Origin of the sequence: Mesorhizobium sp. B2-9-1, from assembly GCF_006439455.1 — a bacterium.
GTDB lineage: Bacteria > Pseudomonadota > Alphaproteobacteria > Rhizobiales > Rhizobiaceae > Mesorhizobium.
On record NZ_VFTP01000005.1, the window covers coordinates 25,503 to 40,538 of the forward strand.

Genomic DNA, 15,036 nt, shown 5'->3' on the forward strand with positions numbered 1-15,036 from the left:
CGCTAGCGCAAAGAACGAGGCGTTTCTGCACCCTACTATCGGTCGGAAACTCTTATTGCTTGAAGGACTGGGGCGCATATGAGCAGCAACCTGATCAACAACACCCTTGATGCGTGCCGGACCGCAATCGCCGTTTTCAAAGACCGCAGGCGGAACAGGGTAGCCAGAAGGGATTTTTGGGCGCTCGGAACAGACGAGTGCATGGGCCTGCTTGAGGACATTGGGATGTCGCCCAGCGAGTTCGAGGACGCCATGCATCTGCCCTATGCCGCGAAGGATTTCCTTACGCTGGCGATGCGTTCAGTTGGGATCGATCCCGACAATTTTCATACGCTGGAATTCGCGCATGATCAGTTCATGTCCCGAACCTGTATCACATGTCCCCATCGCCGCAGATGCCACAGCCATCTTGAGGCCTTCGATTTCGAAAGCCACTATCGCGAGTTCTGCCCCAACAAGGATAATTTTTCGAAGCTGCTCAGGCAGCGAATGCGGTCTCTGGATGGCCGTAAACCTTCATGATCGAATGTGAAACGGGCAGCTCTTAAATATGCCGCAGCACAATGCCGGGCCAATCCTGCCGCGATTTGTCCGCCGCCTGTTTCCTACAGTCGCAGGGCTGCCGCTCGGGCCATTGCTGACATTGTCCTTGCGCTCGCTCGCAAGGCGGCGCCCCGGACTTTTCGAGCGCCTGGGCGAGTCCCGTTCGGCCAGCTTCGCTATCGATCCCACCGACCTCGCATTCGCGTTCTGCGTGGTCCCGGACGGACAACGATCCAGCGTCCGCGTCGTAAGCAAGGATGAGGCTGCTCGATCGGACGTGCAGATCAAAGGGCCGCTTCTGACCTTGTTGGGCCTGCTTGACGGCACATTGGACGGCGATGCGATGTTCTTCAGCCGCGTGATCTCGATAAGCGGGCGCACGGAAGCCGTGCTTGCCTTGAGGAACACGATAGAGGATGCCGAGCTTCGCCCGGCAGACCTGCTCGGGCTGCACGGCACCTTGGCCCGCTGTGTCGACAAGGGTGTCCTCGGCGCCTTGGGCGCCGCACGGCGATTGACCCACAACAGCCCTAGCGAGGTGCAGCAAGCATGAAGGCACGCATGGAACTGGTCTGTCCGGCGGGAACGCCTGCTACGTTGAGGGCAGCCGTCCAGGCGGGTGCGGACGCGGTTTATTGTGGATTTCGCGATGAAACCAACGCCCGCAATTTTCCCGGGCTCAATTTCTCCCCGAACGAGCTCGCCGAAAGTGTGCGCTTCGCCCACGACCACGGCAGCAAGGTTCTGGTCGCGATCAATACCTTTGCGCGTGTCGACGATGTCGACATCTGGAAGAAGGCTGCGGACGCAGCGGTCAAAAGCGGCGCGGATGCCATCATAGCCGCGGATTTCGCCGTCCTCGATCATGTGGCACGGAACCACAAGCAGATCCGCCTTCACCTGTCGGTGCAGGCTGCCGCGGCAACGCCCGAAGCGATCGGCTTCTATGCGGCTCATTTCGGCATCCGCCGCGTGGTGCTTCCAAGGGTCCTTTCGCTCCAGGAGATAGCGGCGCTGAACCGTGCGATCGGCGTGGAAACCGAAACCTTCGTTTTCGGCGGCCTTTGCGTGATGATCGAAGGGCGCTGCTATCTCTCGTCATACGCGACGGGAAAATCGCCCAACCTCAACGGCGTCTGCTCGCCGCCCGAGATGGTGAGCTATGACGAAGAGCCGACCGGCACGACGGCGCGGCTGTCCGGCTTCACCATCGACCGGTACGCGCGCGGCCAGCCGGTGGGCTATCCCACTCTGTGCAAAGGCAAATTCAAAGTCGGGGGTAAGACGTCCCATCTGTTTGAGGATCCCGTCAGCCTGAATGCCGGCGGCATGATCGCGGGCTTGAAGGCGGCCGGCGTGACTGCGTTGAAGATCGAGGGACGCCAGCGCGGCAAGGGCTATGTCAGCGAGGTCGTGCGCGCCTTCAGGAAAGCCGTCGACGCGGTCGAACAGGGCGGCGACGCTGTCGATATCGACCGGCTTCTCGCCGGCCAGTCGGAAGGGGCTCGGCAGACGGCCGGCGCTTACGAGAAGAAATGGAGATAGCCGGTGTCCCAAATCGCCCCGACGGAAATCGCCCTGCCGGAAATCGCCCTGCCGAAAATCGCTTTGACGCTTGGACCCGTCTTCTTCCATTGGTCCGCCGACCGTCTCTTGGATTTTTACCGCAGGATCGCGGACGAGGCCCCGATCGAGCGGGTTCACGTCGGCGAAGTCGTCTGCGGAAAACGCATGCCGTTTTCCGATCCTGTGTGGCCGGCGGTCATCGAACGGCTGGAGCGCGGAGGCAAACAGGTGGTGCTATCCACACTGGCCGCGCCGGCAACCGTCCGGGAGCGCAAAGGCCTCGAGGACATTTGCGGAGACGAGCGGCTGGTCGAGATCAACGATGTTTCGGGCCTGCCGTCACGCTCCGGCAAAATCTTCGTCACGGGTCCGTTCCTGAACGTCTACAACGAGGCTTCCGCGAGATTCCTGATCCAGCTCGGCGCTCAGACAATATGCCCGCCCGTGGAATTGTCGGTTGCGGCGATCGGCGCCATGTCCCTGAAATGTCCCGAGGCCGAGTTCGAGATTTTCGCCTTCGGGCGGCTGCCGCTCGCTCTTTCCGGACGCTGCTATCATGCGCGGATCCACGGCCTTCACAAGGATTCATGCCAGTTCACATGCGAAAGAGATCCCGACGGTCTCGCGGTCGACACGCTCGACGACCAGCAGTTCCTCGCCGTCAACGGCGTGCAAACCCTTTCCAATCAGGTTCAGGCTTTCTGCCCCGCGCCCGACGCGCTCGCCTCAAAGGCAATCAGGCGCCTTCGTTTGTCCCCGCAGGCATGCGACATGGTGGAGGTGGCGAGGATTTATAGAAGACTTGCCGACGGCAGGGAGGAGCCCGAAGATGCCCGCTTCTCCCTTTCATGCCTCGATCTGCCCGGCACCCTGGTCGACGGATACGCCTATGCCAGGCCCGGCTGGCAGGTAACGGCGACGGCCTGACGGCAATGACCCGGATCGCGATCGTGACTATATCCGACCGTGCAAGCCGCGGCGAGTACGAGGATCTTGGCGGACCGGCAATCGAGCGCTGGCTTCGCCGTATCCTGGCGGAGCCCTGCGAATTCGTCCGCCGCATCGTCCCCGACGGCCTGGAGAGTGTCCGTGACGTGCTGATTGAGCTTTGCGACCAGGCAGGCGCCGACCTGATCCTGACAACCGGCGGAACCGGCCCCTCGCCAAGGGACCTCACTCCGGAAGCCATGCAACGGGTCATCGCCAAGGAACTGCCCGGTTTCGGCGAGCTCATGCGGCAGGCAAGCCTGCAGCATGTGCGCACCGCCATTCTCTCGCGTCAAACCGCAGGCGTGCGCGGTCGTTCGCTGATCATAAACCTACCCGGAAAACCTGCCTCCATCGACGTGTGCCTCGGCGCCGTCTTCCCTGCCGTGCCCTACTGCCTCGAGCTCATCGGCGCGGGCTCGATCGCGGTGCATTCCCCCATCCTTGAGCAGCGTGACTGAGCTGCTGGAGCAATTCCGGACGGAAAGCCGCTGCACACTGGAACTGCTCTGGACAGCGGCGCGATCGTCAGCCGCCGCAGCAACAGTCGCAGCCGGATGAATGCAATCTCTTGATCTCAACGCGCCAAATGTCCGGCCCCTGCTGCAGGTATTCCCAACCGAACAGGCCAGGATATCTGGCTTCCATCTGATAGCGCAAAGGGCGCGGGTCGTGATCGTTCACGATGACGAAGGATTGGCCCCCGGCCAGCGCCTGGGCGATCGCGAAAATCCGGGCGTGGCGCTCCACGGGCGGGACGGCGCGTACATCCAGCTGGGGTTGTGATGAGACTTCTGATTCAGACATATTCCTAATCCCGACTTGCTGTGGAAGCGCCGAGCACCGACACTCTTGGCTCGGCGCCAAAAAATATCTCCGGTCGAATCCGTTTATTTGCCGAAGCGCAAACAATTCGCGGAAAGTGCGGTAGCCCGCCGGATCAGCACGGCGCACGGATGGTTTGCGGCTCAATTATTGGTCGATCTGCTTGAAGAGTTCTTCGAAGGACTTCTTGGCCTTGCCGGGCTGGTTGACCGACTCGGCTGCCTTGAGATTGCTGCTCGGATCGCCGACCACGACGAGCGCAACCATGCCCATGCCATAGTGAGGATTGCATTTGATGCCGTAGACCCCGGATTTCGTGAATGTGACCGAGGTATCCTTGTTCATCTCGCTTTTGAACGGCTGGGCGCCGTCGGGCAGCATGCCGGAAATGGATTCGACGTCGTGGCCCTTGTCCTTGGCTACGAAATGGACGGTGTCGCCCGGCGCTATCTTGAGGAAGGACGGCTCAAGTTGAAACATCCCGTGCTTGTCCATGTTCATCATATCGACCTCAACCTCGTCCGCACGCGCGGCACCAGCGGCTATCAGTGTGGCTGCCACGACTGACAGCGCGAGTCTAATCGAACGCATTTTCTTCCATGTCCTTATTTGTCTCTGGATGAGATCGCTAACGTCGATCCCCGATGAGGGTTTAGACGAAGCTCGCCGGCGAACATTTGCGCTAGCTCAAATTTGCAGCCACTCGCGGGTGGAAATGCGAGGACTTGCCACCACGCTGTCGCTGCGCCGATGGAATTCGGTTTCGACGTGCATTGGATACGCAGCTTGGAGGTGGCGGGCACGTCTGCCGGATCAATCCGATCCCTGCTCAAGATTGATCCCGGTCAACGTATGCGTGCGCGACACGCCTTAGGCTGAGCCGATGGCTGGAGGCGGATCAAATGAGATTCGGGACGACGATGGGCTTCTTTGCGCTGACGCTGAGCGCCGCGGCGGCACAGCAGATGAGCAATCGGGAGCAGGAATATCTGAACTCCTGCGCCCGTGCGCGCCACGGACAGCCCCGGCTCGCTGCCTCATCATCAGCGAGAAATCGCACGGATCTCGAGAGCGGTGAGCACCAGTCGGATCGTCGGCTGGGTTCGCGGTCAGGCGCCGACGGGCGCCAGCTGAGCTTCCCGCCAGACCAGGATCCGTTTGACCTTGATCAAGGCCGCCTCCAGCCGCCGCGATAGGAATGCGGTCAAAGGAGCTTGCTATGATCACTTTGCACGACCTCACCCCGAAGTTCAGGAACATCCGCCTGCTTCTGGCGCGCGAGAAAGGTCATCCGGAAGGAGACCGCGAAGAGGGTTACGACGTGCTTGCGCCGCTCACAGGCGAAGGACGCCTGGATGCACGGGAATGGAAATCGCACCAAGGGGTCTGCCGCGTTCGCCGTTTCCGCACCGGCGAGGACGACCTGGTCGGCCGCTTGCGCCGCAAGCCGGGCGGACAATGGTTTTTCGACTATGCCGAAGGCGACCGTGACGACGAGGTTGGCTTTCACCTCGGCGAGGAGCGCTTCGTCACTGGCGAGTATGTCTCCATAAAGCGCAACGGGGCCATGCACACTTATCAAGTCGCCCGGGTCGAGCAGCCATAACATTTTTGTTGAAGCCGTCGGAGGGACTCATGTCACGCCGCATACTTGTCCTCATCGGCCATCCGGACCCGTCCCCCGACCGGCTCTGCCGCGCCTTGGCCTCGGCATATGCTGAAGCCGCGGAGGCCGCGGGCCATGCCGTCCGCAAGATCGATCTGGCCTCGCTGGACATTCCGTTCCTTCGGACGATGCAGGAGTTCGAGCACGGGTCGATCCCCGGCAGCCTCAGGGAGGCGGCCGACGCAGTCGTGTGGGCGGAGCATCTCGTCTTCGTCTTCCCGCTTTGGCTGGGCACCGTGCCGGCAATGCTGAAAGCGTTCCTCGAGCAGGTCCTGCGGCCGGGCACGGCATTCGCCTATCCGGAACAGGGTGAGGGTTTCGCGAAATCCTTGCTGCGCGGCCGCTCCGCCCGCCTGATCGTGACGATGGGAATGCCCGCGGCCGTCTACCGGATCTGGTTTCTTAGCCATGGAGTTGCCGGCATGCGGCGCGGCATCCTCAACTTTGTCGGGATCAGGCCGGTGCGCGAAACATTGCTCGGCATGGTCGCGAACGCCAGCGACGTGAAACGGGCGAGCTGGCTAAAGCAGATGCACCGGCTCGGCGCGCGCGCCGTCTAAAGCATGGCGAAAAGTGTGGCGGGGTTTTCGGACAACATCATCTCTTTGATCTAGAGCCGGCCGGGCCCGTCATGGCCGCAGGACGGCGGCTCCGCTCAGCCTGCCCATTCGCAAATCATCCAGCGCCTGGTTTGCCTGCTCAAGCGGATAGATCTTTGTATGCGTGCGCACCTGAGCGCGCTGCGCTATCGGAAAGAACTCCTCCGCGTCGCGCCGAGTGAGATTGGCGCAACGGCAACGGAAACGCGGCGGTCCGGCATCCGTTCCTAGCGCAAGTGCCTGACCTTGACAGGGCGCGGCCGTGCGTGACGGCCAAGACCATAATCCACCGCAGCGTCGTTGCGCTTCCCAGCGGAAAACACTTCGAGATAAAGGCCTGCTGCGGCAAGATAGGCCAGGCCCAGTATCCCGGCCCAGATTTCGATCATGTCGGAAGTCATGTTCAGGCACCCCAGGTTGATTGGTTCGACCGGATGATCGCCGAACCAATTCATTCGGGCCTTGATCGTGGTCAATTGCACACGACGAAAGCCTCGCCGGTGCCCGATCTGGTGATTTCGGGACAGCCCTACGTAGTTTCTCGTAGGGAGATAACCGAATTTCGACGTGGCTGGATTTGCGCGATTGCTGTTGTCGCAGATTCACCGAGACCACAGCCATGCACGCTCAAGCTTCCGCCAAGATCGAACTGCAGTCCTATCTCTCCCATCAAAGCCCAGCGTCCGTCTTTGAAGGGCCGATGACGCCGGTGAGCTTCTTCCCGTCAGGGGCCGAAATCTACGCCCAGGGCGAAAAGGCGGGCGCCCTCTACCAGGTCGAATTCGGCGCCGTACGCATCTATCGCCTGCTCGCCGACGGCCGCAGACAGATCAGCGCGTTCCATCTGGCGGGAGAGACATTCGGCTTCGAGGCCGACGCCACGCATCACTTCTTCGCCGAAGCGATCAACGCGACCGGCGTCCGGGTCCATCGCACTCCCTCGGGCATGGACATGTCGCGCCAGCTCCTGCCTCTCGCGCTCAAAGGCCTGACGCGGGCGCAGGAACATCTGCTGGTGCTTGGCCGCCAGAACGCCATCGAGCGCGTCGCGGCATTCCTCGTCGAGATGGCGGAGCGCCAGGGCGGGTTGCGGCAGGTGGAACTGCCGATGTCGCGCAACGACATCGGCGACTATCTCGGCCTTACCATCGAAACCGTCTCGCGGGTCTTCACCCGCCTGAAAGAGAAGGGCGTGATCCGCCTGCTCAGCCTGCGCAGCATCGAAATTCTCAAGCGCGAGACACTGCTGGCGATGGGGGAATGAGGCCGCTCGGGCCAATCGCCCGCTCCTCAATCCTGAAAGGGACGACAATGAAAACCACGCTTGCAACCCATAGCGGATTTCGCTTCGAGGTGCGCCGTGCGCGCCCTGACGACGAGCCGCTCGTCGCAGAGTTCTTCACCCATGTGACGCCGGAGGATATGCGCTTCCGCTTCCTCGGCGCGGTGCGGGAAGTGTCGCATGAGCGCCTGGTGGCGATGACCCGTTCCGACGATGCGCATATCCATAATTTTCTCGCCTTCTCGACCGACGGAATTCTGGTCGCGGTGGCGACCCTCGCCGCCGATCCGGCCGACAGGCGTGGCGAGGTCGCCATCTGCATTCGCGAGGACCGTAAGCATCTCGGCGTCGGCTGGGAATTTCTCGGCTATATCGCGCACTATGCCGACGACCATGGCATCGAGACGATCGAGTCGATCGAAAGCCGCGAAAACCGCGCGGCGATCGAGCTTGAGCGCGAGAAGGGCTTCACTGTCGCGACAGATCCCGACGATCCGACGCTTGTCCTGGTCCAGCGGAAGCTCGGCGCCACGTTGGAGAATTAAGATCCTGCCATTTCAGCCGTGTGGGAGCCCGCTGACAGGGTCGTGGAGATCGGCAGCGGGCGCAAATGGCTGCCTCCGAGGGATCGGCCATCCACCTCAATCGGCAGCTCCGGCAGGTGAGGGGCGTTCCGCCAATAGCGGGAGACTGTTCCGCTCAAGCCGTTTCGACGCCGAGCAGTTCTGTCGCCACCGCGCGTTCTTCGTCGGCTGGGATGACAAGCACATCGACACGGGAATTCGCGGCACTCACAACGTCTTCGCCGCTGCTATTCAAACCGTCGTCCATGGCGACGCCCAGCCATGCCGCAGCCTCGCATATCCGCCGCCGGATCGCCGGCGCATGCTCGCCGATGCCTGCGGTGAAAACCAGCGTGTCTAGCCCGCCCAGCGCGGCCGCCAGCGATCCGATCTCGCGCCCGACCCGATAGACGAACAGATCGACAGCGCGCATTGCCGCCGCGTCCTTCGACGCCAGCAGCGTCTGCATGTTTCCCGAGATGCCAGATACGCCGAGAAGCCCGGACTTCTCGTAAAGCAAGGTGGACAGTTCGTCGGAGGACAGCTTCCTGTCTTGCAGAAGGTGCAGGAGGACGCCCGGATCGATCGCGCCGCAACGCGTGCTCATGACCAGGCCGTCGAGCGTCGAGAAACCCATGGTGGTGGCCTGGCTTACTCCTGCCTTCATCGCACAAAGGCTCGCGCCGCTGCCGAGATGGGCGACGACGGCGCGGCCACCCGCGCCGGCGCCGTAACGCGTGCGGAGCTCGTTGGCGATATGGCTGTAGGAGAGCCCGTGGAACCCGTAGGACACGATGCCCTGCTCCGACATCTCGTGCGGCAGGCCATACAGTCTTGCGATCTGAGGCTGCGTGGCGTGAAAGGCGGTATCGAAGCAGCCGACCTGCATGGTGCCAGGCAGAAGACGGTGGGCCAGATCGACGAGCTCCAGGTTGATCGCCTGATGAATTGGAGCGAGCGGCTCGAGCTTGCGCAAGGTATCGAGCGTGGCCTGATCAAGCAGCGTTGCGCGGGCAAACTCCCGACCGCCATGGACGATGCGATGCCCGACCCTGCTCACGCGGCTAAGCAGGCCGCGGTCCGTCAGATAGGACGCAACGGCTTCGAATGCCTCGCCGACGGAGATCGCTCGTTCGCCGAGGCTCCTGTCGAACGGCGGCGTCGTTGCCGTGGGCGCGACATGAAGTCTGGGCCGCTCGCCGATTGACGAGACGCTGCCACGCATCAGCAGATGAAGCTCGCGGCGTCCTTGAAAGGCGGCGAACTTCAGGCTCGATGAGCCGCCATTGAGGACAAGAATGACATCAGTCATGTTCGACCGGTTCCAGCCGGTTTTGCGGGACGGATCCTGTCGGCCTGGCGCTTCGGCATCGGCTACTGCTCCCATTTCCAGCCGAGGATCTCCGGCATGTCCTGCCCGTGCTCGCGGATATAGGCCCGGTGCTGGATCAGCTTGCCTTCCATGGCCTGTTTCAGCTGGATATGCGCACCGGCCGGCTCGGGAATGCGGTCGAGCACGCCAAGCACCAGATGGTAGCGGTCGAGCCCATTGAGCACGGTCATGTCGAAGGGCGTCGTCGTCGTCCCTTCCTCATTGTAACCGCGCACGTGGATGTTGTCGTGATTGGTCCGCCGGTAGGTCAGGCGATGGATGGTCCAGGGATAGCCGTGATAAGCGAAGATGACGGGCTTGTCGCTGGTGAACAAAGCATCGAACTCGCGATCCGACAGCCCGTGCGGATGGTGTTCCCTTGGCTGCAGGGTCATCAGATCGACGATGTTGACCACACGGACCTTGAGGTCGGGAATGTGGCGCCTCAGGATTTGAACGGCGGCTAGCGTCTCGAGCGTCGGCACGTCTCCGGCGCAGGCCATCACCACATCCGGCTCGGCCCCGCCGTCGGTCGACGCCCAACCCCATATGCCGATGCCGGCGTTGCAATGCACTTTCGCCTCGTCGATGGACAGCCACTGCCAGGAATTGGCTTTGCCGGCGACGATGATGTTGATGCGGTTCCATGTCCGCAGCACATGATCCGTCACGCAGAGCAGGCTGTTGGCATCAGCCGGCAGGTAGACGCGCACGACATCCGCCTTCTTGTTTAACGCCACGTCGATGAAACCTGGATCCTGATGGCTGAAGCCGTTGTGCTCCTGCTGCCAGACATGGCTGGACAACAGATAGTTCAGCGAAGCGATCGGCCGCCGCCAGGCAAGCTTGCGGCAGGCATCCAGCCATTTCGCATGCTGGTTGAACATGGAATCGACGATGTGCGTGAAGGCTTCGTAGCAGGAGAAGAGGCCGTGGCGCCCGGTAAGAAGGTAGCCTTCCAGCCAACCCTGACACGTATGCTCGGATAGAATTTCCAGAACCCTGCCTTCTCGACCGAGATGCACGTCCTCGGGCAGGATCTCTTCCATCCAGGCGCGCTCCGTCACCTCGAAGACGTCCTGCAGCCGGTTCGATGCCGTTTCGTCGGGCCCGACGATGCGGAAGTTCCTGGCGTCTTGATTCAATGCCATGACGTCACGCAGGAAACGGCCCATCACACGGGTCGACTCTGCCTTGACGCCGCCGGGCCGCTTGACCGGGACGGCGTGCTCTTGCAAGGCAGGCAGTTCGAGAGACCGGCGCAGCAGGCCGCCATTGGCATGCGGATTGGCGCTCATGCGCCTTTCACCTTTTGGCGCAGTGGCGCGGACCGCGGCCACAGGCGCGCCGGCGGCGTCGAAGAGCTCTTCGGGCCGGTAGCTTCTCATCCATTCCTCGAGCATCCTCAGATGCGCGGGGTTTTCGGCGAGGCCGGAAAGCGGGACCTGGTGGGCGCGCCAGAATCCTTCGGTCTTCAGCCCGTCGACCTCCTTGGGACCGGTCCAGCCCTTCGGGCTTCGCAGCACGATCATCGGCCAGTTCGGCCGCGGCTGCGCGGTCTTTGCTCCGCTGCGAGCCGTGTTCTGAATCGCCTTGAAGCGGTCGAGCGCATCGTCGAGCACGAGCGCCATTCGCTCATGCATCCACGCCGGATCGTCGCCCTCGACGAACAACGGCTCGTAACCATAGCCGACGAACAAGGCACGCAGCTCTTCTTCGGGGATGCGAGCGAGAATGGTGGGATTGGCGATCTTGTAGCCGTTGAGATGGAGGATCGGCAGCACTGCGCCGTCAAGCGCCGGGTTGAGGAACTTGTTGGAGTGCCAGGAGGTGGCAAGCGGTCCGGTTTCCGCCTCGCCGTCGCCAACCACGCAGGCGACGACAAGGTCCGGGTTGTCAAAAGCCGCGCCATAGGCATGCGAAAGCGCGTAGCCAAGCTCGCCGCCTTCATGGATCGAGCCGGGCACGTCGGGAGCGGCATGGCTTGGGATGCCGCCCGGAAAGGAGAATTGCCGGAAGAGCTTCTTCATTCCCGCCTCGCCCGGCGCGACGTCCGGATTGATCTCGCTGTAGGTGCCTTCGAGGTAGCTGTTGGCAACCATCGCGGGTCCGCCATGACCCGGACCGCAGATATAGATGACATTGGCGTCGCGTTGCCGGATCACTCGGTTCAAATGCGCATAGATGAAACTGAGGCCCGGCGATGTGCCCCAATGGCCGAGCAGCCGCGGCTTGACGTGCTCCAGCCGAAGCGGCTCGCGAAGCAGCGGATTGTCGAGCAGATAAATCTGCCCGATGGTCAGATAATTGGCGGCACGCCAGTAGGCATCGATGTCGTGCAGTTCCTGTGCGGACAAGCGATTGGTGCTGGGACGCTCGGTCATTTTCCGACTCCTTCGCTGGTGCCAGACCCACCCGGCTGAAGCTGAACGCTTGAAGGCCGCCACCGGTTCACCACTGGCCGGTGTCAACAACGGGCGATTTCGATTTATCCGGGCAAGACCGATCGAGCTTTGATCCATCGCAAATGCCGGTCGTGTGCGACCAAATTCCAAAGCCCGGTTGCGTCGCAAGACAGCGCCGTCTTTGTTTCAGAGCAACGAACGCGTCGTGTGGCTCAGGCAGACTGTTGCATCCAAATGCCGACAATCTGCATGAAGCGCAAACTGAACGACGATGCGACGATGGACGGGATCATGCGTGCGACCCCGGCAACGATCCGTGTCGTTCTCCAGCACGGAATGCTTTGCGTCGGCTGCCCGATCGCTGCCTTTCACACCGTTTCCGAAGCGGCGCGCGAGCATGATTTGGACGAGGACCAACTTCGCCGCGACCTTGAGGCAGCAATCAAAAGCGGTGACGTGGATTAGCTTTTCGATCCACGCGCTTCGGCGACCACGACGAGCCGATGAGGCTCGACCACGACGACCCTCTGGCGCCCGCTTTTCACCAGCCCCTGGTCTTCCCAGGCCGAAAGCAACCGGCTTACCGTGTGAAGCGTCGTGCCCGTCATCTCCGCGATATCCTGGCGCGAAATCGGAAAATCGATCAGGATTCCTTCCTCGATCTTCTTTCCCGATTGTTTGACCAGCTTGAGCAATGCATTGGCGACGCGCTGCTCGACCTGCTCGGTGGACATTTCGATGACGCGCGTGTGGGCATCCTGCAGCCTGCTTCCCACCATCCTGTAAGTGTTGGCGCTGAGGCTCGGAAAACTCGTCGCGAATGTCGGCCAGAGATGGCTTGGCCAGGCAAGCACCACACAATCGGCGGCGGCGAGGGCATTTGCCGGATAGGTCGTCCTGCCAAGCGCGCCGGCGATCCCCATCAGCTCGCCGGGGCCTATGTATCGCACGGTCACCTCGTGCCCGGCAGGGGTCGATTTCACCACGCGCACATGGCCGTCAAGCAGCAGGAAGAACGAACGAGCCTCCTGTTCCTGCTCGAACACCGATTGACCCCTGGCGATCCGGATCGACCTTGCCTGTCCAACGATGCGATCGAGATCGGCGACGGCGATCCCCTCGAAGACGGACAGTCCGGCAATCAGCGATCGGTCAAGGCTTGCCAACTGGCTTTTCTCCCGCTTTCAACAACGCAACGCGCTCAAGGCCCCGCGACCGGACTTTGTCACGGACCGCAGCCCGTCGACAAGTGAAGCTCCCGTCGCTGCCGCCGGCCATTCACGCGCCTGTTTGATCCAACGCAAGTTCCATCCTTCGGGACCGGGATAGAGATGGGATCGAACAGGCAGCAAGCCTGGTCACCGATGAGGCATGCCATGGCAATTCCGCGGACGCGGCCAAGCGTCTATCCGGCAATTTTCTCCTACGGGTTTCGGCCCTTCTTTCTGCTCGGCTCGCTGCAGGCAGGCACAGCTATACTTTTTTGGCTGCCTCTCTATTACGGCAAGCTCGAGACCTTCAGCACCTTCCTGCCCCTGGACTGGCATGTTCACGAATTGCTCTTTGGCTATCTGCCGGCAGTGGTGACGGGCTTCCTGCTGACCGCAATTCCGAATTGGACCGGTCGGCTTCCGGTTCAGGATTTCCGTCTGCTGGCCCTCGTGCTGCTTTGGATTGCGGGCCGGGCGGCCGTGTTCTTTTCGGCGGAAACGGGCTGGCTCCTGAGCGCCGTCATAGACTGCTCCTTTCTTCTGGCGGTGGTGGCTGCCGCCGCGACGGAGATCGTTGTCGGGCGAAACTGGCGGAACCTCAAGGTGCTGCTGCCGGTCGCGACCCTTTTTGCGGCAAATGTCATGTTTCATGCCGAAGCGCATTACCAGGGGATCTCCGACATGAGCCGGCGCCTCGGTCTTGCGGCGGTTGTCGTCCTCGTCATGATTGTCGGCGGGCGGATCGTTCCGAGCTTCACCCGCAACTGGCTGGTTCGCGAGAAGCCGGGCCGGCTCCCGGCATCGTTCGGCAGGTTCGATGTCGGAACCATCGCGCTGTCGGCTGTCGCGCTCGCCGCGTGGACGTTTTTTCCTGACGCCATCGCGACCGGCGTGTTGCTGATCACCGCAGCGATCTTTAACGCCGTCCGGCTTGCCCGCTGGGCGGGCTATCGGACCCTGCCAGACCCTTTGGTTCTGATCCTGCATGTTGCCTTCGCCTTCGTGCCGGTTGGACTTCTGCTTGCCGGCTTGAGCGCCCTCGCCCCGGAAAGGATTCCGGCGATGGCTGGCATTCATGCCTTTGCGGTGGGAGCGATCGCCTCCATGACGCTTGCCGTCATGGCCCGCGCCACGCTTGGCCATACTGGCCGCGAATTGAGGGCAAGCGCCGGCACTTGCGCGGTTTTCGTCGCCATCATCGTTGCCGCCATCCTGCGCGTGGCCGCCGGCATGGCGCCTGGCATGGCAATTCTCCTCCATCTCTCGGCGGCGTTCTGGGTTGCAGCCTTCATCGGCTATGCGGTCCTGTTCGGCGGCATGCTGATGCGGCCGCGACTCAATGCGCGCAGCAGGATTCTCTCTTGAGTAAGCGCATGTTGTGGAGGGCATCCACCGGGCCTACATGTCGAAACACAATCCGCGATGGCGGCTGCGCGATTGTCCGGTCGGCGGGCCGCCTGACATTTAGGCCTCCCATGTCCGTGACCGCCGCCGCTGCGGGTCGCCACTCATCGTTGGGATTGACCTGAGTTCTCGAGAAACAAGGAACCCGTATGACTTCGAAGTCCGTCTTGCTTGATAGGGTTCGCCCTGCCGCCGAACAGCCTCTGCTTCGCCCCGGCGTCGATCGGGCGTCGATAGGAAAACTGGTTCGCGAATTCTATTCCAGGGTGAGAAAGGATGGGCGGCTCGGGCCTATCTTCGCTGGCGAAATTGTCGGCGATTGGGAGCCTCATCTGGAGAAGATGACGGACTTCTGGTGCTCCGTCATCTTGAAGAGCGGCGACTATAACGGCCGGCCGGTCCCCGCTCACCTGAAGCTGAAGGACGTCACCGAAGCCGATTTCGATATCTGGCTGGCTCTCTTTCGCGAAACGGCGGCAGAGCTGTTCACGCTCGAAATCGTGGCGGTGTTTGTCGAGCGGGCGGAGCGGATAGCGGCGAGCCTGAAGCTCGCCATGTTCTTTCGCCCAGGCTCCGCCGTCGCCCCGTCAAATGCTGCGGGCTCGGCTTGATT

The 15,036-nt window shown here is 62.0% G+C and carries 18 protein-coding genes and 1 pseudogene; 12 read left to right on the forward strand and 7 right to left on the reverse strand.

The annotated features are described in order from the left end of the window. Positions 1–78 precede the first annotated feature (78 nt). The 5 genes from FJW05_RS12145 (at position 79) to mog (ending at position 3,557) form a co-directional block, all read left to right on the forward strand. Entirely contained in the window at positions 79–522 is a 444-nt protein-coding gene (locus tag FJW05_RS12145; RefSeq protein ID WP_140632127.1) for a hypothetical protein, read from the forward strand. Between the two features lie 28 nt (positions 523–550). Further along, a complete protein-coding gene (locus FJW05_RS12150) occupies positions 551–1,096 on the forward strand; it encodes an SCP2 sterol-binding domain-containing protein (protein WP_140541816.1) in 546 nt (181 codons plus the stop codon). Positions 1,097–1,104: 8 nt separating this feature from the next. Continuing rightward, a complete protein-coding gene (locus FJW05_RS12155) occupies positions 1,105–2,088 on the forward strand; it encodes a peptidase U32 family protein (RefSeq protein ID WP_140632694.1) in 984 nt (327 codons plus the stop codon). 63 nt (positions 2,089–2,151) lie between these two features. After that, positions 2,152–3,036 carry a U32 family peptidase gene (locus FJW05_RS12160; protein WP_246673379.1) on the forward strand — a complete coding sequence of 295 codons (885 nt, stop codon included), beginning with the start codon at positions 2,152–2,154 and terminating at the stop codon, positions 3,034–3,036. A gap of 5 nt (positions 3,037–3,041) precedes the next feature. Beyond that, positions 3,042–3,557 (forward strand): molybdopterin adenylyltransferase, encoded by a 516-nt coding sequence (gene mog, locus FJW05_RS12165; protein WP_140632129.1) that lies wholly within the window; start codon positions 3,042–3,044, stop codon positions 3,555–3,557. 67 nt (positions 3,558–3,624) lie between these two features. Here mog and FJW05_RS12170 read toward each other — a convergent pair whose 3' ends face one another. Beyond that, entirely contained in the window at positions 3,625–3,903 is a 279-nt protein-coding gene (locus tag FJW05_RS12170; RefSeq protein WP_140632131.1) for a DUF2249 domain-containing protein, read from the reverse strand. A gap of 165 nt (positions 3,904–4,068) precedes the next feature. Then, positions 4,069–4,512: a pseudoazurin gene (locus tag FJW05_RS12175; RefSeq protein WP_140632134.1), complete on the reverse strand. Its 444-nt coding sequence runs from the start codon at positions 4,510–4,512 to the stop codon at positions 4,069–4,071. 628 nt (positions 4,513–5,140) lie between these two features. Here FJW05_RS12175 and FJW05_RS12185 point away from each other — a divergent pair. Continuing rightward, the gene (locus FJW05_RS12185; protein ID WP_140632137.1) at positions 5,141–5,527 is read left to right on the forward strand and encodes a hypothetical protein; all 387 of its coding nucleotides are present in this window, start codon (positions 5,141–5,143) and stop codon (positions 5,525–5,527) included. A gap of 29 nt (positions 5,528–5,556) precedes the next feature. Continuing rightward, the gene (locus FJW05_RS12190) at positions 5,557–6,147 is read left to right on the forward strand and encodes an NAD(P)H-dependent oxidoreductase (protein ID WP_140632139.1); all 591 of its coding nucleotides are present in this window, start codon (positions 5,557–5,559) and stop codon (positions 6,145–6,147) included. A 69-nt stretch (positions 6,148–6,216) separates the two neighbouring features. Here the strand turns inward: FJW05_RS12190 and FJW05_RS12195 are convergent. Together FJW05_RS12195 and FJW05_RS27430 are read right to left on the reverse strand one after the other, a co-directional pair. Further along, a pseudogene (locus tag FJW05_RS12195) lies at positions 6,217–6,375 on the reverse strand (alcohol dehydrogenase); the annotation flags it as partial. A gap of 38 nt (positions 6,376–6,413) precedes the next feature. After that, positions 6,414–6,662 (reverse strand): hypothetical protein, encoded by a 249-nt coding sequence (locus FJW05_RS27430; RefSeq protein ID WP_181164939.1) that lies wholly within the window; start codon positions 6,660–6,662, stop codon positions 6,414–6,416. A 143-nt stretch (positions 6,663–6,805) separates the two neighbouring features. On the opposite strand from FJW05_RS27430, the gene FJW05_RS12200 reads away from it, so the two are divergent. Both FJW05_RS12200 and FJW05_RS12205 read left to right on the forward strand, forming a co-directional pair. Then, positions 6,806–7,450: a helix-turn-helix domain-containing protein gene (locus FJW05_RS12200; protein WP_140632142.1), complete on the forward strand. Its 645-nt coding sequence runs from the start codon at positions 6,806–6,808 to the stop codon at positions 7,448–7,450. A gap of 47 nt (positions 7,451–7,497) precedes the next feature. After that, the gene (locus FJW05_RS12205; RefSeq protein ID WP_140632144.1) at positions 7,498–8,013 is read left to right on the forward strand and encodes a GNAT family N-acetyltransferase; all 516 of its coding nucleotides are present in this window, start codon (positions 7,498–7,500) and stop codon (positions 8,011–8,013) included. 154 nt (positions 8,014–8,167) lie between these two features. On the opposite strand, the gene FJW05_RS12210 is transcribed toward FJW05_RS12205, so the two are convergent. Together FJW05_RS12210 and FJW05_RS12215 are read right to left on the reverse strand one after the other, a co-directional pair. Further along, the gene (locus FJW05_RS12210; protein ID WP_140632146.1) at positions 8,168–9,343 is read right to left on the reverse strand and encodes an acetate/propionate family kinase; all 1,176 of its coding nucleotides are present in this window, start codon (positions 9,341–9,343) and stop codon (positions 8,168–8,170) included. Between the two features lie 62 nt (positions 9,344–9,405). After that, positions 9,406–11,787, reverse strand: a complete 2,382-nt coding sequence (locus FJW05_RS12215; protein WP_140632148.1) for a phosphoketolase family protein — start codon at positions 11,785–11,787, stop codon at positions 9,406–9,408. 270 nt (positions 11,788–12,057) lie between these two features. Here FJW05_RS12215 and FJW05_RS12220 point away from each other — a divergent pair, with 270 nt between their 5' ends. Beyond that, on the forward strand, positions 12,058–12,273 hold the full coding sequence (locus FJW05_RS12220) for a DUF1858 domain-containing protein (protein WP_140632151.1): 216 nt from the start codon (positions 12,058–12,060) through the stop codon (positions 12,271–12,273). Here the strand turns inward: FJW05_RS12220 and FJW05_RS12225 are convergent. After that, entirely contained in the window at positions 12,270–12,974 is a 705-nt protein-coding gene (locus tag FJW05_RS12225; RefSeq protein WP_140541806.1) for a Crp/Fnr family transcriptional regulator, read from the reverse strand. The two genes, FJW05_RS12220 and FJW05_RS12225, sit on opposite strands and share 4 nt — an antisense overlap. 210 nt (positions 12,975–13,184) lie before the next feature. On the opposite strand from FJW05_RS12225, the gene FJW05_RS12230 reads away from it, so the two are divergent. Further along, the gene (locus tag FJW05_RS12230; RefSeq protein ID WP_140632153.1) at positions 13,185–14,384 is read left to right on the forward strand and encodes an NnrS family protein; all 1,200 of its coding nucleotides are present in this window, start codon (positions 13,185–13,187) and stop codon (positions 14,382–14,384) included. Positions 14,385–14,764: 380 nt separating this feature from the next. Then, the gene (locus FJW05_RS27965; RefSeq protein WP_348639812.1) at positions 14,765–15,034 is read left to right on the forward strand and encodes a group III truncated hemoglobin; all 270 of its coding nucleotides are present in this window, start codon (positions 14,765–14,767) and stop codon (positions 15,032–15,034) included. The last annotated feature ends 2 nt before the right edge of the window (positions 15,035–15,036 follow it).